General features: G+C 33.0%; 17 protein-coding genes. 7 read left to right on the forward strand and 10 right to left on the reverse strand.

The window, feature by feature from the left end:
* The first annotated feature begins 429 nt into the window (after window positions 1-429).
* From ACUN3A_RS08450 to ACUN3A_RS08470, 5 genes are all read left to right on the forward strand, one after another.
* Window positions 430-1866 carry a circularly permuted type 2 ATP-grasp protein gene (locus tag ACUN3A_RS08450; protein ID WP_445550852.1) on the forward strand — a complete coding sequence of 479 codons (1437 nt, stop codon included), beginning with the start codon at window positions 430-432 and terminating at the stop codon, window positions 1864-1866.
* A 29-nt stretch (window positions 1867-1895) separates the two neighbouring features.
* Complete coding sequence (locus ACUN3A_RS08455; RefSeq protein ID WP_445550853.1) at window positions 1896-2258, forward strand: hypothetical protein; 363 nt, start codon at window positions 1896-1898, stop codon at window positions 2256-2258.
* An 86-nt stretch (window positions 2259-2344) separates the two neighbouring features.
* Window positions 2345-2527, forward strand: a complete 183-nt coding sequence (locus tag ACUN3A_RS08460) for a hypothetical protein (RefSeq protein ID WP_445550854.1) — start codon at window positions 2345-2347, stop codon at window positions 2525-2527.
* A 132-nt stretch (window positions 2528-2659) separates the two neighbouring features.
* Window positions 2660-3613: an alpha-E domain-containing protein gene (locus tag ACUN3A_RS08465; RefSeq protein WP_445550855.1), complete on the forward strand. Its 954-nt coding sequence runs from the start codon at window positions 2660-2662 to the stop codon at window positions 3611-3613.
* Window positions 3614-3618: 5 nt separating this feature from the next.
* Entirely contained in the window at window positions 3619-4566 is a 948-nt protein-coding gene (locus ACUN3A_RS08470) for a transglutaminase family protein (protein ID WP_445550856.1), read from the forward strand.
* 86 nt (window positions 4567-4652) lie between these two features.
* Here ACUN3A_RS08470 and dinB read toward each other — a convergent pair whose 3' ends face one another.
* Complete coding sequence (gene dinB / locus ACUN3A_RS08475) at window positions 4653-5735, reverse strand: DNA polymerase IV (protein WP_445550857.1); 1083 nt, start codon at window positions 5733-5735, stop codon at window positions 4653-4655.
* A gap of 77 nt (window positions 5736-5812) precedes the next feature.
* On the opposite strand from dinB, the gene ACUN3A_RS08480 reads away from it, so the two are divergent.
* Window positions 5813-7213: a tetratricopeptide repeat protein gene (locus tag ACUN3A_RS08480; RefSeq protein ID WP_445550858.1), complete on the forward strand. Its 1401-nt coding sequence runs from the start codon at window positions 5813-5815 to the stop codon at window positions 7211-7213.
* A 10-nt stretch (window positions 7214-7223) separates the two neighbouring features.
* Window positions 7224-7691, forward strand: a complete 468-nt coding sequence (locus ACUN3A_RS08485; RefSeq protein ID WP_445550859.1) for a CYTH domain-containing protein — start codon at window positions 7224-7226, stop codon at window positions 7689-7691.
* A 59-nt stretch (window positions 7692-7750) separates the two neighbouring features.
* Here ACUN3A_RS08485 and ACUN3A_RS08490 read toward each other — a convergent pair whose 3' ends face one another.
* The 9 genes from ACUN3A_RS08490 to ACUN3A_RS08530 form a co-directional block, all read right to left on the reverse strand.
* Complete coding sequence (locus ACUN3A_RS08490) at window positions 7751-8245, reverse strand: septal ring lytic transglycosylase RlpA family protein (protein ID WP_445550860.1); 495 nt, start codon at window positions 8243-8245, stop codon at window positions 7751-7753.
* An 80-nt stretch (window positions 8246-8325) separates the two neighbouring features.
* The gene (locus ACUN3A_RS08495) at window positions 8326-8748 is read right to left on the reverse strand and encodes a hypothetical protein (protein ID WP_445550861.1); all 423 of its coding nucleotides are present in this window, start codon (window positions 8746-8748) and stop codon (window positions 8326-8328) included.
* Window positions 8749-8853: 105 nt separating this feature from the next.
* Window positions 8854-11697 (reverse strand): TonB-dependent receptor, encoded by a 2844-nt coding sequence (locus ACUN3A_RS08500; protein ID WP_445550862.1) that lies wholly within the window; start codon window positions 11695-11697, stop codon window positions 8854-8856.
* 301 nt (window positions 11698-11998) lie between these two features.
* Window positions 11999-13642, reverse strand: coding sequence for a glucose-6-phosphate isomerase (pgi, locus tag ACUN3A_RS08505; RefSeq protein WP_445550863.1), 1644 nt, complete (start codon window positions 13640-13642; stop codon window positions 11999-12001).
* 133 nt (window positions 13643-13775) lie between these two features.
* On the reverse strand, window positions 13776-14993 hold the full coding sequence (locus tag ACUN3A_RS08510; RefSeq protein WP_445550864.1) for a peptidoglycan DD-metalloendopeptidase family protein: 1218 nt from the start codon (window positions 14991-14993) through the stop codon (window positions 13776-13778).
* A 17-nt stretch (window positions 14994-15010) separates the two neighbouring features.
* Window positions 15011-15943 (reverse strand): tryptophan 2,3-dioxygenase family protein, encoded by a 933-nt coding sequence (locus tag ACUN3A_RS08515; RefSeq protein WP_445550865.1) that lies wholly within the window; start codon window positions 15941-15943, stop codon window positions 15011-15013.
* Window positions 15940-16713, reverse strand: a complete 774-nt coding sequence (locus ACUN3A_RS08520; protein ID WP_445550866.1) for a DUF3108 domain-containing protein — start codon at window positions 16711-16713, stop codon at window positions 15940-15942. Before ACUN3A_RS08520 ends, ACUN3A_RS08515 begins: the two co-directional genes overlap by 4 nt.
* Window positions 16714-16992: 279 nt before the next feature.
* Window positions 16993-18153 (reverse strand): 4-hydroxyphenylpyruvate dioxygenase, encoded by a 1161-nt coding sequence (gene hppD, locus ACUN3A_RS08525; RefSeq protein ID WP_445550867.1) that lies wholly within the window; start codon window positions 18151-18153, stop codon window positions 16993-16995.
* A 235-nt stretch (window positions 18154-18388) separates the two neighbouring features.
* Window positions 18389-19546, reverse strand: coding sequence for a homogentisate 1,2-dioxygenase (locus ACUN3A_RS08530; RefSeq protein ID WP_445550868.1), 1158 nt, complete (start codon window positions 19544-19546; stop codon window positions 18389-18391).
* Window positions 19547-19708: the final 162 nt, after the last annotated feature.

Genomic DNA, 19708 nt, shown 5'->3' on the forward strand with positions numbered 1-19708 from the left:
TGATTTAGATACTTTTGTTTATCAACTATAAATATAAGGAAGAAAATGACTTATTCAACTCCAAGAAAAAGTAAAAGACCTTCAACATTAATCACAAAAACTTTCCCTTTTTATAATACACTCTTCATTTACACATTCTACTATATCACCATAAACCCAGAATTTGGATTAAAATAAAAAGTACTTCAAAAAACAAAATTGCTCAATTATTCAATGCTATTTCATTAAAACAATACGAAATCGGAAAAAAATCTATTCAAAAAAATTAGAATTATTAAAAAAGGATAGACTAAAAAACAAAATCACATAAATTAAAAAATAATCACTCAAATGTCGATTTCGTCAACAATAATTTAATAACTTAGCATAGAAACTTGGTAAAATAGACCCTATTTCATAAAATTATTGATTATTTAATACTAGGGAAACATGATGAAACTGATGCCACAATTAAACCCAAAAGGTTGGGACGAAATGTTCTCCAATGAAGGAGTAAGAGATTCCTACGCTCAGGTTCTTCACACATTACAAAACCTAAATTCAGAAAGCCTAAATGATAAACAATTACAGGCATCGGATTTATTCATGAATCAAGGAATAACCTTTACCGTTTATAGCGATAACAATCAAGGAATAGAGCGAATCTTTCCCTTTGATATTATTCCGAGAATTATCACTAGCGCCGAGTGGAGCGAAGTAGAAACTGGAATTAAGCAACGGTTAAAAGCACTGAATTTATTTCTGGAAGATGTTTATAACGGACAGCATATTATAAAAGATGGCATAATCCCAGCTGCATTAGTTGCCTCTTGTCCTCATTACATACAGGAAGTTCACGGAATAAAAGTACCTCATAATATACATGTACACATTGCTGGAATTGACTTGATTCGAGGTGCAAAAGGAGAATTCTATGTTCTGGAAGACAATCTAAGATGTCCTAGTGGTGTGAGCTACATGCTGGAAAATAGAGAAATTACAAAACGTATTTTCCCTGATATGCTCGCTACCAATAAAGTAAACACTGTTGGGAATTATCCAAATATATTTCACAATATATTGATTTCACTTTCGCCCCGAAATGTATCCAAACCTAATGTAGTACTGCTTACGCCTGGTGTTTATAATTCGGCCTATTATGAGCATACTTTTTTAGCAAGACAGATGGGAATTCCTCTTGTAGAAGGACGAGATTTAGTAGTCAATAACAACAAAGTGTTTATGAAAACTACTTCAGGTTTACAGCAAGTAGATGTTATTTATAGACGTTTAGATGATGACTATTTAGATCCATTGGTTTTTAAACCAGATAGTACTCTAGGTGTACCAGGTCTTATAAGCGCTTATCGTCACGGAACAGTCGCTTTAGTAAACGCTGTTGGTAATGGAGTAGCCGATGACAAAGCGGTATATGCTTATGTTCCTGATATGATTAAATATTATCTTAACGAAGAACCTATACTTAAAAATGTTCCAACATACCAAATGGAAAACAAAGATGAAAGAGAATTAGTATTTGCCGATATGGAAAATATGGTAATCAAAGAAACCAATGGAAGTGGCGGATACGGAATGATTATGGGAAATAAAGCAACCCAAGAAGAACTTGAAAATGGAAAAATAGCCATTCTGGCCAATCCAAGAAATTTTATAGCACAGCCGATTATTCAACTAAGCACAGTCCCTTGCTTAATAGATGGTCAATTGAAATTACGCCATGTTGATTTAAGACCTTATGCTTTATGCGGACCCAATGGAGTAGAAATTGTGCCTGGAGGACTTACTCGAGTCGCACTAACCGAAGGTTCATTGGTCGTAAACTCGTCTCAAGGAGGAGGAAGTAAAGACACTTGGATCATAAAGTAATTTCGTTTTAATTTTTAAAATGAATCAAAATGGAAAAGAATCGAACAAACCCAGAAAAAAACGAAAGCACAAAATTTGCTTTCTTACCAGAAATGGTTTTAGAACATTTAAGCCATTCAGAACCTACAGAATTCAAAGCAATTCCTAATGATGAAACATCAAATGTAACAATATCACAAACTATTGTTTTTGATCCCCTTGCTGATCCTTTCGATGGAATAAATATCGAAATAGAACCAAGTAAAAAAAAAGCGAAAAAAGTAAAAAAGGCAAAAATAAAATTTACTGAAACGGTGACTGTACCCAAATTAGAAACCATTACAACCACTACATCGGAAAATAAAATCATACAATTTGTAAAGAAAATCAAATTGAACTTTTTAAATTTTTAAATAACATCCATGAAATCGTCATTAAAACAAGTTCGCAACAAACATAGACGATATCAATAAAAGTATAACAAATAAATTTTATAACTATGAAAGCAATTATGACAAGTGGAGTTACAAACGGGATGTTTTTACTCAACAAATACACAGAAAACTCAATCATTTTAAATCATTCGATGAAAAAAGAAATGCCAATTAGCATGAATTCTCAAAATCCAATTATAGAATCCATCATCGAAACTATAGTTGAACCGATTATTTACAAATGCTAGAAAAAAAATGAATACAGCTTTAATTTTCTTCTGATGTATCATGCCATTTGGAACCATACATCAGAAGAAAATACTATCGTGCGATTTCTAAAAATCAAATGTTATTTATCTCAATTTTAAAAATCGATTCAAATGAAAGCAAATATGCTAAGTCGAGTTGCAGACGGAATGTTCTGGCTCAATAGATATATGGAAAGAACTGACGGCATGTTGCTTACTCTTAACACAAGCTACATCCTATCATTTGACAAAGAAACCGATGATTGTCAAGGTTACAAACCGCTATTAAATTACTATACCAATTTAACTTACGACCAAATAGAAGAAGTACAAAACGATACCGCCTTTGTTTTGAAATATATTATTTGCGATAGTCAAAATCATAATTCGGTTAAAAATCTGGTTGTAAAAGCACGTGAAAACGCTAGAGGATCGCAAGATAAAATTACCAAAGAACTTTGGGAACACATCAATTCACTCTACCACTATATGAATTCACCAGAACTTCCTAAAAAACTAGAAAGCTCCGATGCATTGAAGGTTGTAAACAAACTCAATAAAGAATTATTACTCTACAATGGTATTTTTCATGTTACTATGCCTAGAGGACTCGGCTGGAGTTTTTCTAGCATCGGAAAACTAATCGAACGATGCCTGCAAACCATATCCATGACACAGGCATATTACATTCCAATCAACTACAATTTGGACGGAAACGAAGATGTAATGTACTGGAAAAGGCTATTGCTCTCTTTATCTGGTTATGAATTATATCTAAAAAGCTACAGCAACATTAAACATAACAGAAAAATTGTTGAGCATGTTATTTTTAATCAAGATTTTGCTCATTCTGTAATTTTTACTTTAGACTTAATCAATAAATACTTAGATTGCCTTGTAAAAGACAGCGAGTTAAGTGAAACCAGAACATTGTACAATCAATTTGGAAGGTTAAAAAGTTACATTGCCTACACAGATTACCATCACATGACAAACAAACAATTAGAAGAGGTTTTAGAAACCACAAAAACACAGCTCAATCAATTTTCTGTCGATTTTTCAAAATTATTTTTCTCCTATACTTAGATCTTATGGCAATATTTAAAATAATACATATCACTAAATACCAATACACTTGGCCCATAAAAGAAAGTATAAACGAAATCCGACTATTCCCACATCACTTTAAGGATCAAGATGTTCTTGATCATCAACTCTTAATTTCTCATGATCCAGAAATAGAGTATTTTCGAGATTATTATGGCAATCGCGTAGCGAATTTCAATAATCTGGCATCACATAATGAAATGACAATCGAATCCCGAATGACAGTTCGAGTGAGCCATTCGCTCAAAATTCCAGAAATCGAAACGACTACCCCAAAAGATCTACAGGAAGAAAAAAACAATGACATTACCTTATTAAGACTTAGCTATCCTGAAACAATCACAAAGCAACAGGATATCGACGATATTTTGGCAACATTTGATGTAGAAAACAACTCTATTATTGCCATCGCCCAATTATGCAATGCATATATATTTAATAATTTTACCTACACCAAAGGAATTACGAATATACAAACAACGATTGATGAGATTTTAGAATTAAAAAAAGGGGTTTGTCAAGATTTTGCACATGTTTTACTCCAATTTTTAAGAACTGCTGGTATTCCTTCCAGATATGTAAGCGGCTATGTTTGTCCTAATGAAAGCGGACTCAGAGGAGAAGGTGCCACGCATGCCTGGGTCGAAATTTATTCTCCAACTCAAGGATGGCTAGGACTTGATCCAACCAATAATATTTGGACCATGGACAACCATGTGAAACTGTCTGTAGGACGAAATTTTTATGATTGTACTCTAATTAAAGGTACTTTCAAAGGATTGGCAAGACAAACATTATCTGTCAGTGTTTCTATAGGATATGAAGATGGTCGTCATTATGAGGAAATGAATGATGTTCAACTCGAAGAAATGCCTCAAGAAATAAATGAGCAAATAAGTTATATTGAGCAGCAACAACAGCAACAACAGTAAAACAGTTTCTAAGTTACTGAGAATCTAAGATTATAAGCTCCCTAAAATAAAACAGAATCAAGAAAAAAACTTAACCTCTCAGCAACTTAAAAGTCAAATTTGAGTTGCACGACGATAGTTTTCTTGATTTCGGTATTCAAATTGCTTAAAGAAATCCCTAGTAATCGTACCGAATCTTTCATTCTTTCTTGGTACAATAACTCCTTAACTGTTTCTAAAATTAATGCTTTATCCGAAATAAAATAAGGCATAGTTTTACTGCGGGTTTGTTGTGTAAAATCGCTATATTTAATTTTAAGAGTAACTGTTTTACCAGAAATTTTATGCTTTTTTAAACGGCGCTCCAATTCAGCTGCTATTTTATCGAGTTTATCCACCATGAATATTTCGGAAGATAGGTTGCTGTCAAAAGTATATTCGGCAGCTACTGATTTGGCAATTCGATTTGATTTTACTTCACTATTGTGAATACCACGAACAACATTATAATAAAAGCCTCCAGATTTGCCAAAATGCTTTTCGAGAAATTCAATTGGTCTGTTTTTAAGATCTAAACCAGTAAAAATTCCAAGCTGAAACATTTTTTCGGCAGTAACCTTCCCTACTCCATAGAATTTTTGAATAGGTAATTGCTCTAAGAAAGCAATAACTTCATCTGGATTAACCGTTTTTTGACCGTTGGGCTTATTATAATCGCTGGCAATTTTGGCAACAAATTTATTTACAGAAATCCCAGCCGAAGCAGTTAAACCCACTTCATTAAATATTCGTAATCTAATTTCTTGTGCCAATAAAGTGGCACTGGGATTTCCTTTTTTATTTTTGGTTACATCCAAATAAGCTTCGTCTAGCGAAAGAGGCTCAACCAAATCGGTATAGTCATGAAAAATCTTGTGGATTTGTTTGGAAATTTCTTTGTATCGATCAAAACGCGGTTTTACAAAGATAAGTTCAGGACAATTTTTTTTGGCCAAAACTCCACTTATAGCAGAACGAACTCCAAACTTTCGAGCTTCATAACTAGCTGCTGAAACTACTCCACGATTTTCGGCACCGCCAACTGCAATCGGTTTTCCCCGCAGTTCAGGGTTATCCATTTGCTCTACCGAAGCATAGAAAGCATCCATATCGATGTGAATTATTTTTCTATTGAGAGTTGGTTCGGACATGAGACAAATTTATGCAAATTATCATTTTAAAATCTGCAAAAAATACCTTATGTTTAACATCTTAATAGCTACCAAAAATGAATACAAAACTACTTATCTCTGCATTTCTTTTTCCTGTTTTACTTTGGAGTCAAAACAACAATGGTAATGTAAGCCGAACCTATTATAAAGATGGTATGACGCAAATGGAATTGTGGCGAGGTGATGATAAGCTAATGGACAGCCTCAAAACCTATTATTCTAATGGCAAGTTAAATGAGGTATTTTATTATGATGAAAAAGGATTGAAAAATGCTGATAGTTATCAATTTGATGACCAAGGCGACAAACTTGTAACTTGGACATTTGCTCATGGAAAACTCATTAACAGAACAAATCATAAATTACCTTTCAACAATGTTAATAAGGAAATCGTACAAGAAACACTGAAATCACTGAACGAATTAAATGCAAGAACCAATTATAATCCAACCACTATATCCGATATTTACAAAAGAGGACACTTACAATACCGTTTGGGAAATACGACTTTAGCTCTTAATGACATTAAAAGAACCGAATTACTTTTAGACAATCTTTCAAAAAACACAAAAGGAAAACCATCGGATTCCGCTAGTGTAAAGATTGACAAATTCAAAGCGCATCTATATGATTTGTTAGCCAATCTCTATACAGGTCTCGAACAAAAAAACATGGCGGCAAATTACTTTTACAAAGCGATGATTGCCGCGCCGAAAGACTTGAGAATCTTATACAATTTTGCTAATCACTTGCAAGTCACAAAATCTGATGATTTAGCACTTTTTTATTTGAAAAAAATATTGGCTGAAAACCCCAATTTCGGTTTCGCAAGATTATCGATTGCCAGGATATATTCTGATACCGGTGAATATGAAAAAGCATTGGAAAACATCAATGTTGCTTTTCAAAGAGAAGATGCCATCAAAAAAGGATCTACTGGCTGGACTGGTAGGGATTTAAGAACAACCCGAGGTTTAATCTACCATAAACTTGGCCAGTCAGAAAAAGGAATTGCCGACTTGAAAGAAGCTTTACGAATCAATGATAAAAATTCGTATGCAATGAAAAATTTAGGTATTATTTACTTGGATCAAAAAAAATATAATGAAGCCTGCGAATTATTCGAAAAAGCAAAAAAACTCAATTACGCTTTAGTTTTTGATGAAAATGACCTTGACCCTTTATTACAAAGTGCCTGTAACAACGTACAAACAGAAATAGTCATTGAAAAACCCAAAGCATTTGTTTATCCAAATCCTGCAACAACAGTAATTACTATTCATAATTATGATTTCAAAATATTCGATTTTGAATTTTTTGATTTCGAAAGCAATTCTGTTTTACGTGGTAAAACTACAGATGGCAGTATTGATGTTTCTCGATTAAATTCAGGTTTTTATATCCTTAAAATTTTCAATACTAATTCTCCTCAAACTTTTAAAATAATTAAAGAATAATATTTAGCACATGATAGAAATAGAAAGAAAATTTTTGGTCACTTCGGATGCATTTAAGGCAGAAGCTTTTGCTCAAAACAGAATAAAACAAGGATATTTGAGTTCAGTACCCGAAAGAACCGTTCGAGTGCGCATAAAAGGCGAAAAAGGCTTTTTGACCATAAAAGGAATTTCTAACGATTCGGGTTTATCTCGTTTTGAATGGGAAAAAGAAATTCCAGTTAACGAAGCCGAGAAATTAATACTTTTATGCGAAGCAGGTGTGATTGACAAAACGAGATTTGAAGTCAAATCAGGAAATCATACTATAGAAATTGACGAGTTTTATGGCGAAAACGAAGGCTTAATTATGGCTGAAATTGAATTGAAATCAGAAACAGAATCCTTTGAAAAACCTGTTTGGTTGGGTCAAGAAGTAACCAATGACAAAAGATATTACAATTCGTATTTAAGCAACAATCCTTTTAAAAAATGGTGATAATTGAGTGATTAGTCATTAACTAATAACTTATGTTAGCTTTTGACTAACTACTAAAGCTATTTTCTCAATTCCTCAATTTTTACAATTACTGCACCGCTACTTTTATTGGAAGCAATATCCATAAAAGCTTTTTTACTCAAATCGATTTCTCTTCCTCTTGCAAACGGACCTCTATCGATTACCTCTACGATTACCGATTTATTATTGGCTTCATTAGTAATTCTAAGTTTTGTTCCAAAAGGGAATTTTCTATGTGCTGCACTTAACTTACTATTGTCAAATCGCTTTCCACTTGACGTCTTTTTACCATTAAATTTATCATGGTAATAAGAGGCATGTGCATTTTTTTTGAATAGGACAAACTTTCCAGTTTCAACAATTACAGTATCCGGGGCGATAGCAACTGGTTCAACAACTTTTTCTACTGGCTTAGTAGCTTTTTTTACAGTGTCTTTATTAATGGAAAATTTTTTGCTGTTTATAATAGAACTTTGACTACTTACTATACCAATGTTGGCCAGTAAAAATAAAAGTGTGATTATTTTTTTCATTTATAGTTTATTAGGTGAAACTTTGAATTGCAAAAAACTTATTGGTAAAAAAAGCCCTTTTCAGGACTTTTCAAATGGTTTTAAAACCATAAGGACCAAGGAATTCTACTTAAAATAAGCACTAATCCTAAACCGTAAAATATTGAGAAAGTTTTAAATTTTGATTCGCTTGTTGTTAATTTTTTATGTTTTGACCAACCAATTGTAATTAGAGTAATAGCAATTAGATTAATTAACGGGTGTTCTAATGAAGTCAAACGTAAAGCTTTATCCGACATTTGTCCAAGAGAATCTAGACCTAATGGAGACACAAAATATAAGATTAAACCAATCAATAATTGAACGTGTGTTCCAATTAATCCAAATAAAGCAATTTTTCTGTCTTTTAAGGTAAATTCTTTTTTGGAAGACATTCCTATTATGGCATTAATAACTGCTATAACTAGTACTAACAGTGCAACATAAGCCCAACCCGAATGAAATTTTTGTAAAATAGAATACATAAATAGTTTTTTAATTTAAACAAATATAACAAAAAAGGGCATAAAAAAACGGCATTTAACTAAAAGTCAATGCCGTTTTTTAAAATTTATTTAGATTCTAAATATTTAGAAATCGAAACGTAAACTAAAATTCCAAGTTCTTCCAAATCCAAAGAAAACTTGGTTAGCAGTTGCAAGACCACGATAAATCAAACCATTAGAAGTATAAGTCCCCTTTGATCCCGCTGGTTGTCCAGTTGCTACAGGAAGATTATCATCAGCAAAAATGTTAGATTTAGATTCAGCTATATAAACTTCGTCAAAAACGTTGTTTACATTTAATCTGAAATTCACTGAATTGTCTTTGTGTTTACCTACAAGTATTTTATATGAAATTCCTGCATCAACCAATCCGTAAGAAGGAAGTTCTAAAGATCCTTTATTAGTTGGAGAATCGAATTTAGTAGGATCAATAGAAGCATACAAATTATTATTATAGTTGTAGTTTGCGTCTAAAGTAACTCTTTCCAAAATTTCGTAAGAAGCACCTAAAGAAGCTGTCATTTGAGCCGCATCACCAACTTTTACATTATCCAAATACAAAATACCCGAACTTAAAACCGTATTGTTTTGGTCAAATTTAGTACTCTTAGCTTCCCCTGAATACTCCCAGTTCCCATAAGAGAACATACCGTTTATTTTAAGCTTATCAGTAATTCTTGAATTTGCCTCCAATTCTACACCGGTATGCATTTCATTAATTCCTTGAAAATCAAAATAACCGCCTGGATTTGCAGCTGTTGCTGGATCATTATATCTATAATTTCTATCTTTCCAAGTAGTGTAGTAATAGTTAAGATTTACGTTAACAATTTTAGAACGATATCCATATCCACCTTCAACACCTAATATTTTCTCATTTGTCAAATTTGGATTTACAACTGATTTATTGTTTGGATAAACCGCGTTGAAGAATGGCTGTTTCGAATAATAACCTGCGTTAGCAAATACATTATGATGCTCGTTAATATTGTAGTTTGCACCTCCTTTTACGTTTCCTCCAAGAATATTTTCGAAAGATGTTTTTGAAAGCGGATCGGTAGTTTTATAAATAAATGAATCTATTCTTTGAAAAGCTTGATTTGAAACCGCACCCTGAATGAAAGCAGTCAAATTATCGTTAGAATATTCCATTTGAGTAAATGCTCCAAGCCAATTTACTTTACTGTCATTATGGAATCCTATTTTCTCAACATTGTCTGAATTTGACCAAGCATTCCAAGGAGCAGATACAGAATATGTTTCGCTTAAATATCTCCCTTGTGGTTGAAAATTAACATTTTTGTTGTCATAAAAAACACTACCACCCAATAAATCATTTACGTTTTGATAATGACGCCCAAAATAAGTTCTTGCATCAAGTCCAATATCCCAAGTTAAGTTTGTAGTAATTTTTTTGTCCAAATTAACAACACCACCATACCAGTTGTGTTCGTTTGATGACATAATTCTTGAAATACCAGCTGATGAAGCAGGAGCCCCTCCAGGAAAACCAGAAGCATCGTTTGCCATAGCTCCAGCATTTGCAGAGTTCACAAACTGTCCATTCAGCATAGTTCTTTTAACGAAAGCTCCAGTTGGAACACCATCAGTATAGTATTGAATAGGCTTCCCTGTATTGTAAGCGTATATTTTATCATAATCTATAGTTCCATCTGCTTTTTTGAAAGAGGCATCAGTAGAAAATTTACCGTTAACACCTCCAGTAGGAGCACTTCCGCCACCACGACCCCAAGAACCATAAACAACCGTTGAAAGTTTTGTTGTTTCATTTATGGCATAATCCCAGTTTAAACTCATGACCGGTTTTTGAAAAAAGTTTCTTCTCATATTATACACTTCCCCATTAAGCATTCCCCAATCAGAATTGTATTTTGTGTTTGGATCGTCAAGTGATCCATATTTTTGGTAAGTTGCGATAGTGATATTAGAATATCTTTGGTTATGCCATTGTGGTGCACCAGTAAATGTAAACTGAAAATCGTGCTTTTTATTTTTTGTTTGGTATCCCAATCCAATATAATAATTATGAGCATCAAATTCTGTACCATCGATATAACCATCTCCCATAGTATGGCTGTATAATATAGAAGCAGAAAGACCATTTTCTAAAACTCCAGTATTGTATGACACTTGAGTTTTAAAATAATTTGCGTTTCCAAAAGTAGAACCAATAGAACCACCTTCTTTTTGTTCTGAAGTTTTTGTAACAATATTTATTGTTCCTCCTACTGAAGAAATTGCTAATTTTGAAGAACCTAATCCTCTTTGTACCTGCATTGCAGAAGTTACATCAGATAAACCTGCCCAGTTACTCCAGTAAACAGAACTGTTTTCCATGTCATTAACAGGCATACCATTAATCATCACGGCGATGTTTTTTTGATCAAAACCACGAATATTGATTCTTGAATCTCCAAAACCTCCACCACCTTTTGTTGCATATACAGATGGCGTATTTTTTAAAATTTCAGGAAATTCTTGAGTTCCCAATTTTTGTTGAATTTCACTTGCTTTAATGGTCGAAACAGCAACAGGTGTTTTTCTGTCTTTTGCAACGTCCATAATAGACGACTTAACCACAATTTCGTCCAATTGATTTGAATCAGAAACCAAAACTATAGTACCTAAATTAGCAGTACCTTTTTCCGAAATAGTAAAATCAACAGTTTGATTTACAAAACCAATGTACGAAATAATCAATTGCCCAGAGTTCTTATTAGAATCAATGGTAAATTTACCATCATAACCAGTCGAAACACTAGTTGAAGTACCTTTAATAGCAACATTTGCCCCAGGTAACGAACCTTGCCCATCAGTAATAGTTCCTGTAATTTTTCCTTGCGAAAATACAGTTGAAACCATCAAAAACAGTAATCCAGAGAGTAACCAATTTTTCATTGTTTTCATTCTTGTTAGTTTAAATATTTTTGGCAAAATTATAACATTTCAATGAATTAATGTTAACAATACTTTAAGAAATTACACATTTTAGTATTCACGCATACTAAATAAACATATTAATATTTATTAATTAATTTTTTAATTTTTTATTAAAATTTAAGTCAAAAAACAAACAATATAATAATGAAAAATTAAGAAACAATACTTTTGTTTTGAATTATTTAAAAAAATATACATTTTCATCCATAAAAAAAGCCTAGATTTTCAAATATCTAGGCTTTTTCAATTTTTCAACTATTGTAAGATTCTACTTATTCTCTAAATAGTGATTCAACAAAAATGTAGTAGAACTATCATGGTTTTTAACTTGCTTAGTATGAATTTCGTCTAATATTGAATTAGCCAATTGTTTTCCAAGTTCAACTCCCCATTGATCAAAACTGAAGATATTCCAAATAAAACCTTGTACAAAAATTTTATGCTCATACATCGCAATCAAAGAACCCAATGATTTTGGTGTCAATTTTTGAATCAAAATAGTATTCGTAGGTTTATTTCCTGCAAACACTTTAAACGGCAAAAGAACACTTGCTTTCTCTGCACTTAATCCTTGTTTGTCAAATTCTGCCTGTACTTGTTCTTGAGACTTTCCATTCATCAAAGCTTCAGTCTGTGCAAAAAAGTTTGACATTAATTTATCATGATGGTCTTCATCTCCATATAAAGGTTTTACAAACCCAATAAAATCAGAAGGAATCAATTTTGTTCCTTGATGAATTAACTGAAAAAAGGCATGTTGTGCATTAGTCCCTGGTTCTCCCCAAATAATGGTTCCCGTTTCATAATTAACTGGCTTTCCATCACGACCTACACTTTTACCATTACTTTCCATTGTTCCTTGTTGTAAATAAGGAGCTAATTTTTGCAAATATTGTGTGTAAGGAATTAAAGCTTCACTCTCGGCACCAAAGAAATTATTGTACCAAACACTTAATAAAGCTAGCGTTACTGGAATGTTTTGGTCGAAATCAGCAGATTTGAAATGCTCGTCCATTTCATTGGCACCACTTAATAAGTCATTGAAATTATCAAAACCAACTGCTAAACTTATAGAAAGTCCCACAGCACTCCATAAAGAAAAACGTCCTCCAACCCAGTCCCACATAGGGAATACGTTTTCTGGATTAATTCCAAATTCAGTTACTTTTTGAATATTAGTAGAAACTGCCACAAAGTGTTTAGCAACATCTTCTTGTTTAGCTGATTTTAAAAACCAAGCTTTAATAGTTTCAGAATTAGTTAAAGTTTCCTGAGTCGTAAAAGTCTTAGAAACAATTACAAATAAAGTAGTTTCAGGATTTAACTTTTTGATAATTTCATTTACGTGATCCCCATCAACATTAGATGCAAAATGTACGTTTAAATGATTTTTATAATATTGCAATGCTTCAACAGCCATAACTGGTCCTAAATCAGAACCACCGATACCAATATTTACAATATCAGTAAAAGGTTTTCCAGTATATCCAGTTCTTTGCCCCGAAGTAACTTCGTTTGTAAACGCTTTTACTTTATTTTTTACTTCATATACTTCTGGCACGACATTCACACCATCCACATTGATTACAGCCGATTCGTCAGCTCGTAAAGCTGTGTGCAAAACAGCTCTATTCTCTGTTTGATTGATAATTGCTCCTCCAAAATAATCAGCAATAGCACTTTTCAATCCTGTTTCGTTTGCCAATTCAAGCAACAAATCGATTGTTTCCTGAGTAATTCTGTTTTTAGAATAATCTACTAAAAAATCATTCCACTTCAAATTAAATTTTTGGGTTCTTGAAGAGTCGGCTTGAAACATTGCTGTCATAGAAGCCTTTTGTATTTCGGTATAATGTGCTTGAAGTTTTTTCCAAGCTAAAGTTTCGGTTGGGTTTATAGTATTTAAAGCCATTTTATTCTTGTTTTTTATGTTGCACAAACTTACTGAATTAAGTTTGAATGGACTAAAATCAGACAATTATATAACAATATAATAGTAAAACAAGAGAACAATTAACTTGATTTAAAAACTCTAAACTTCCCTTTTATAGATTAGAAACACTATCTAATTCGAATTTTAAAGGCTCTATTTGCTTCAAAAATCTTTCCTTATTTTTTGAACTCATAGGTTCTCCGTTAGGTAATTTGAGTCTTAAAGCATCTACCTGAACTCCATTTTTCCAAAATCTATAGCAAACATGAGGTCCTGTTGCTAATCCTGTACTACCCACCAATCCAATGGTTTGCCCTTGAGTTACATGTTGTCCTCGTCTTACTAATATGCGAGACATGTGTAAATATTGAGTTGAGTATACTTTATTGTGTTTTACTTTTACGAAGTTTCCATTCCCAGCAGTATAGCCGGTTTGTTCTACAATTCCGGCTGCAGTAGTTGAAATTGGTGTTCCATAAGGCGCCGCATAATCAGTTCCTTTATGAGCTTTCCATATTTGTTGTACTGGATGAAAACGATTGGAACTAAAATGAGAGGTAATATGACTGAATTTAATTGGTGTTTTAAGAAAGAAATTTTTCAACGTTTTTCCATCTTCATCATAATAATCCATTCTGCCAGAACCTGGGTTTTGTTCAAATGGAAAAGCATAAATAATTTTACCTTTATACTCGAAGAAAGCAGCTTGTAAACTATCAACTCCATCATAAATAGAATCATTAATATAGCGCTCTGTAAAAGTCAGACCAAATCGATCGCCTTTTTTAACTTTAAAGAAATCGATAGACCAAGCAAAAATCTTTGAAATTCTACTAGCCAGTGCTCCTTCAACTTTGGCTCCTTCAAGCGTTTCGGATAAAGAACCTTTTAATATACCTCCAATTGTTCTGCGTTTTAAGGTCAATGGTTTCGTCTTTTTGAAAGCCTTTGCAATAGAATCTCTTAAATCAACTACATAATAATGTAAAGCATCGGGTTGGTATATAAAAACATCAAGAGTATTGGTTTTATTTTTAGAACGAAGCAGTGTATAATGTTTATTTACTCGAATAGTACGAACATCAAAAGTATCTCTTACTTGCGCAACAATGTCAAATACTTTTTTGTCTCCAATATTTTGATTTTGCAAAATACTGCCAAATGTGTCTCCTGATTTTACAGAATCCTGAACAACATTAAAATCCGAAAATTTAAATCCAAAATCACTTTTTTTAGATTTTGGAATCACTTGATTTTCCACAAAATCTCCGCTTTTATTACAGGAAATAATGGAAAAAAGCACTACTACAATTACAATTATCTGCTTCAAGTTACCTTTTTTTATTTTTATATTTCTACTCCCCAATTAGCCAATTCTTCCTCGCTCCAAAGCTCGGGGAAGAAAATTCTTCTTTGATATTTAGGATGCATGTATTTTTTCCAATCACTTCCACCAGTAGCTTCGCCGTCACCTTTACCGTTGTCTATATATTTTCTGGCTGCATTTAAATGCCCCATTACCCAAATAACATTTACTGTATGATCGTAATGACGCATCGCTTTTATTAATGCCTCGTTTTCACGGTCAGAATCTGGTAATTGTTTAAATTTTTGCCAAAGATTTATCGTGTTGTATTCTTTCATTTGTGTTATAAATGACGCTTTGTATTTACGCTCAAATTCTAACAACAAATAAGACTTCTCCCCAGTTTGATGATCCTTTCCTGCAGCTTGCCAATACATATGGTCTAAAGCATGCTCATAAGGTGTGTTTCTATCAATAGTTGATCGAAAGCGGTAATCGATAAGATTGATTAAATCTGTCGAAGCAATCTCTATCATTCTATATTGTGCACTTTGAAAACCGCTTGCTGGAGTAAGTGTATTTCTAAATTTCATGTATTGTTCTACTTCAATACCATCACCCATAATATCAAAAGAAGTAGTAAGCATATCGAAGTAACGGCTGATTCTCATTAACCTTTCAGTAAAAAAATCAGTAGTCAAATTTTCAGCATAGGAGATTTGATGCATTTCCCAAAGTATCATTTTAAAAAGCAATTCATTGACTTGATGATACATGATAAAAACCATTTCATCTGGCAATGTTGTTCTTTGAATTTGCAAATTCAATAACGCATCAGTTTGTATATAATCCCAATATGTTATTGGTTTTGACCAAAGCAATCCTTCAAGATGCGTTTCCGTTTTTTGATTAATCTGTTGGAATTTTTGATCAATTTCTTCTAAAATTGATGCTGTGGTATCGTTTATTGTCATTTTAACTTTACTTTAAACGGATTATTTAATCCCCTGTATTCTTCCAAATCAGCTTTAATAGACCCTACCAAAAGTGTTGCTTTTATTCGAATAGGTATCTTATTATAGTCGTCTGAGATCCATATTGTTAAACTTTCCTGCTCCTTAAATATACGGCCAGACTGCACCAAAGGTCTAAAAATCATGGTAGAAACAACTCCAAATTTAGTTTTAATATCTTCTCTCCCGATAAATTTTAACTTAAATTTTGTAATCTCTCCATCAAAAAACATGTCGATAATAACAGATTCCCCCGCTTTGATTTTGTTTATGTTAGGATAATTTCGCAGATAATAAAAAGAAGAAAGAATATCTTGGGCATTATTAGGAAAATCGAAGGCTTTTTCAGTTTTATGTTTATAATCTTTTACCAAAATTCTATTGGTCCGTTGATTAAAAAACCCTTCTTGATTTTTGGTATAGCCACCTTCATTAATTTTCCGAACAAAACGGTATGGATTCCTGGTGTCTTTGTCTATATAGCTTTCATAGACATCTTCAACTTCAAAAAAGAATTTGGTCATACCTGTAGAATACCCTTTACCAATAACATGAAAAACAGGCTGATTGTTTAGTGTTTCATCTTTAACTTCTAGAGATGCATAACCTGCATTTATTAATCCATAATGCACTCTAAATTTCAAAAATTCAGCTCCTGCAAAAGCCTCTTCCTTTTCTGTATCGAAACCTAAAGTGATGATCACTAACAAGAAAACTATAATTTTTTTCATTGGATTCGATCTATTATAAAAATAATTCCAAAAGTATTAAAACAAAAAAACTCAGTCAAGTTAATGACTGAGTTTTTATGCTATTAACTAACCAAAAAACTATAAATTATGAAAATTTATATGAAACTCGGAAGGAAACCACCCCTTCCTAATTTGCGAGTGCAAAGATATTGTATAAATCAAGTTATTTTTAATAAAAATCCAAGTTTAACACAACAATTGCAATTTTAAGGATTCGTTAACTATAATTTTTTTTGATAATGCAAAAAAAAGTAATTTTTATAGCGTTCCTCGCAATTGCTGCTCACGTTCAATAGATTCAAAAAGCGCTTTAAAGTTCCCAGCACCAAATCCTTTGGCTCCCATCCTCTGAATAATTTCAAAAAATAAAGTCGGTCTGTCTTGTACGGGTTTGGTGAAAATTTGCAATAAATAACCATCTTCGTCTGCATCTACCATAATGGCTAATTTTTCAATTTCGTTCAAATCTTCTTTCATCATTTCCATGTGCGCTCCCAATCGTTCGGGGATTGCTTCATAATAGGTATGCGGTGGTGAAGATAAAAACTCCACACCTCTTGCTTTTAATTGTGAAACCGTTTTTATAATATCGTCTGTAGCGATGGCGATATGCTGAATTCCTGGGCCTCCATAGAAATCTAAGTATTCTTCAATTTGTGATTTTTTCTTTCCTTTGGCAGGTTCATTGATTGGGAATTTGATTCTTCCGTTTCCGTTTGACATCACTTTACTCATCAAAGCTGAATATTCGGTATTGATTTGTTTGTCATCAAAAGAAAGGAAATTTACAAATCCCATTACGTCTTCGTAGAATTTTACCCAAGTGTTCATTTCGTTCCAACCTACATTTCCTACCATGTGATCTATATATTTTAGACCTGTCGGTTCCGGATTATAATCGGATTTCCACTCTTTGTATCCCGGCAGAAAAACTCCATTGTAATTTTTTCTTTCAACAAAAACATGAACGGTTTCACCATACGTATAGATCCCAGAACGAATCACTTCGCCAAATTCATCTTTTTCCACTGTTGGCTCCATAAAAGAACGCGCACCGCGTTTCATCGTTTCTTCATAAGCACTTCTTGCATCTTCTACCCAAAGCGCAGCTACTTTTACTCCATCGCCATGTTTTTTTAAATGGTCGTGAATAGGCGAATCTTGTGTTAAAGGAGTAGTTAAGACAATTCGAATTTTGTCTTGTTTTAATACATAAGATGTTTTGTCTTTTACTCCTGTTTCTAGTCCTGCATATGCCAATGATTGATAACCAAAAGCGGTTTTATAATAATGCGCCGATTGTTTTGCATTGCCAACGTAGAATTCGACATAATCTGTTCCTAAAAGCGGAAGGAAATCCTGCGCTCCTTCGAATATTTTTTCTAATCCGTATTCTACTGGTTTTATTTCTTTACTCATGATTTTATTTGTTTAATCGAATAGTCGTTAAATTGATTCACCAAAATGTTGATGATTACGCTAAAGCCCTAGCCCTGATAGCAGTGAAAATCCTTTTTTGAGGTTTTTTCAACCGAAAAAAAGATTGCAACGGATAGCAGGAAATAGCTCCTAATTAATTTATTACATGTGATTGCTTTAAATTGATATACCAAATGTCATATACTAAATGTGATTGCTTCGTTCCTCGCAATGACTACTCCACCCAAGATTTATAATACTGTCCATCATCAATACCCATCGCTTCTTCGGTTACCATAAGAGGATGAAAAGTATCGATCATTACCGCTAATTCCTGAGTTTCTTTGTGTCCGATACTGCGTTCCATTGCGCCTGGTGCAGGTCCGTGAGGGATTCCTTTTGGGTGCAGTGTAATATGTCCTTGCTCGATATTGTTGCGGCTCATAAAATCGCCATCTACATAATACAACACTTCGTCACTGTCTATATTACTATGATTGTAAGGTGCTGGAATGGATTTTGGATGATAATCGTACAGTCTTGGAACAAAAGAACAAACCACAAAAGTGCTCGTTTCGAATGTTTGATGCACTGGCGGCGGTTGATGCACACGCCCAGTTATAGGTTCGAAATTGTGAATGCTGAAACCATAAGGAAAATTGTAGCCATCCCAGCCGACAACATCGAAAGGATGTGTAGCATAAATCATTTCATGAATCATTCCTTCTTTTTTTATTTTGATAATGAAATCTCCTTTTTCATCATGTGATTCTAATTCGTTCGGTAAAATAAAATCACGTTCGCAAAACGGTGAATGTTCCAAATGTTGCCCAGATGCATTTTTATATCTTTTTGGCGTATAAAAAGGCGAATGCGATTCTACATAAAACAAACGATTTTCTTCGGAATCAAATTCTATTTGATAAATAATTCCGCGGGGTATAATCAAATAATCTCCATATTCGAAAGGAATATTCCCAAGCATAGTTCGAAGTTTTCCTTTGCCTTTGTGTATGAAAATCATTTCATCGGCATCGGCATTTTTATAGAAATAATTGGTTAATGATTTTCTGGGTGCTGCCAGCCCGATGATGCAGTCTCTATTAACCAACATGGCTTTACGGCTTTCTAAAAAATCATCTTCGGGTTTCAATTCGAAGCCTTTCAACAATAATGATTTTATGTTTTTTCCAATCGCAATTTTGGGTTCGACCGAATATGATTTTAAAATTTCTTTGACTTGAGTGGGTCTGTGAATATGATATGAAAGAGAAGAATTCCCATGAAAACCTTCTGTACCAAATAGTTGTTCGTAATACAATCCTCCATTTGGTTTTTCAAACTGGGTGTGTCTTTTTGGAGGAATGTTTCCTAGTTTATGATATATTGGCATGATTTTTTAAATTAGATAATTAGATAATGCATTAATTAGAAAATTAAAGCTGTTCGGAAACATTAATAACAAATGAAAACTATTAAAATTAGTTTCCATACAGCATTCCAAATTATCTAATTAGAATGTTTACTCTGGATTTTCTTTTATTAAGAATTGAAG

Source organism: Flavobacterium sp. WC2509 (assembly GCF_052683105.1).

Bases quoted from the DNA above. Each gene is read 5' to 3' on its own strand.
- ACUN3A_RS08450 (WP_445550852.1), top strand. From the start codon at position 430: ATGATGAAACTGATGCCACAATTAAACCCAAAAGGTTGGGACGAAATG.
- ACUN3A_RS08455 (WP_445550853.1), top strand. From the start codon at position 1,896: ATGGAAAAGAATCGAACAAACCCAGAAAAAAACGAAAGCACAAAATTT.
- ACUN3A_RS08460 (WP_445550854.1), top strand. From the start codon at position 2,345: ATGAAAGCAATTATGACAAGTGGAGTTACAAACGGGATGTTTTTACTC.
- ACUN3A_RS08465 (WP_445550855.1), top strand. From the start codon at position 2,660: ATGAAAGCAAATATGCTAAGTCGAGTTGCAGACGGAATGTTCTGGCTC.
- ACUN3A_RS08470 (WP_445550856.1), top strand. From the start codon at position 3,619: ATGGCAATATTTAAAATAATACATATCACTAAATACCAATACACTTGG.
- dinB (WP_445550857.1), bottom strand. From the start codon at position 5,735: ATGTCCGAACCAACTCTCAATAGAAAAATAATTCACATCGATATGGAT.
- ACUN3A_RS08480 (WP_445550858.1), top strand. From the start codon at position 5,813: ATGAATACAAAACTACTTATCTCTGCATTTCTTTTTCCTGTTTTACTT.
- ACUN3A_RS08485 (WP_445550859.1), top strand. From the start codon at position 7,224: ATGATAGAAATAGAAAGAAAATTTTTGGTCACTTCGGATGCATTTAAG.
- ACUN3A_RS08490 (WP_445550860.1), bottom strand. From the start codon at position 8,245: ATGAAAAAAATAATCACACTTTTATTTTTACTGGCCAACATTGGTATA.
- ACUN3A_RS08495 (WP_445550861.1), bottom strand. From the start codon at position 8,748: ATGTATTCTATTTTACAAAAATTTCATTCGGGTTGGGCTTATGTTGCA.
- ACUN3A_RS08500 (WP_445550862.1), bottom strand. From the start codon at position 11,697: ATGAAAACAATGAAAAATTGGTTACTCTCTGGATTACTGTTTTTGATG.
- pgi (WP_445550863.1), bottom strand. From the start codon at position 13,642: ATGGCTTTAAATACTATAAACCCAACCGAAACTTTAGCTTGGAAAAAA.
- ACUN3A_RS08515 (WP_445550865.1), bottom strand. From the start codon at position 15,943: ATGACAATAAACGATACCACAGCATCAATTTTAGAAGAAATTGATCAA.
- ACUN3A_RS08520 (WP_445550866.1), bottom strand. From the start codon at position 16,713: ATGAAAAAAATTATAGTTTTCTTGTTAGTGATCATCACTTTAGGTTTC.
- hppD (WP_445550867.1), bottom strand. From the start codon at position 18,153: ATGAGTAAAGAAATAAAACCAGTAGAATACGGATTAGAAAAAATATTC.
- ACUN3A_RS08530 (WP_445550868.1), bottom strand. From the start codon at position 19,546: ATGCCAATATATCATAAACTAGGAAACATTCCTCCAAAAAGACACACC.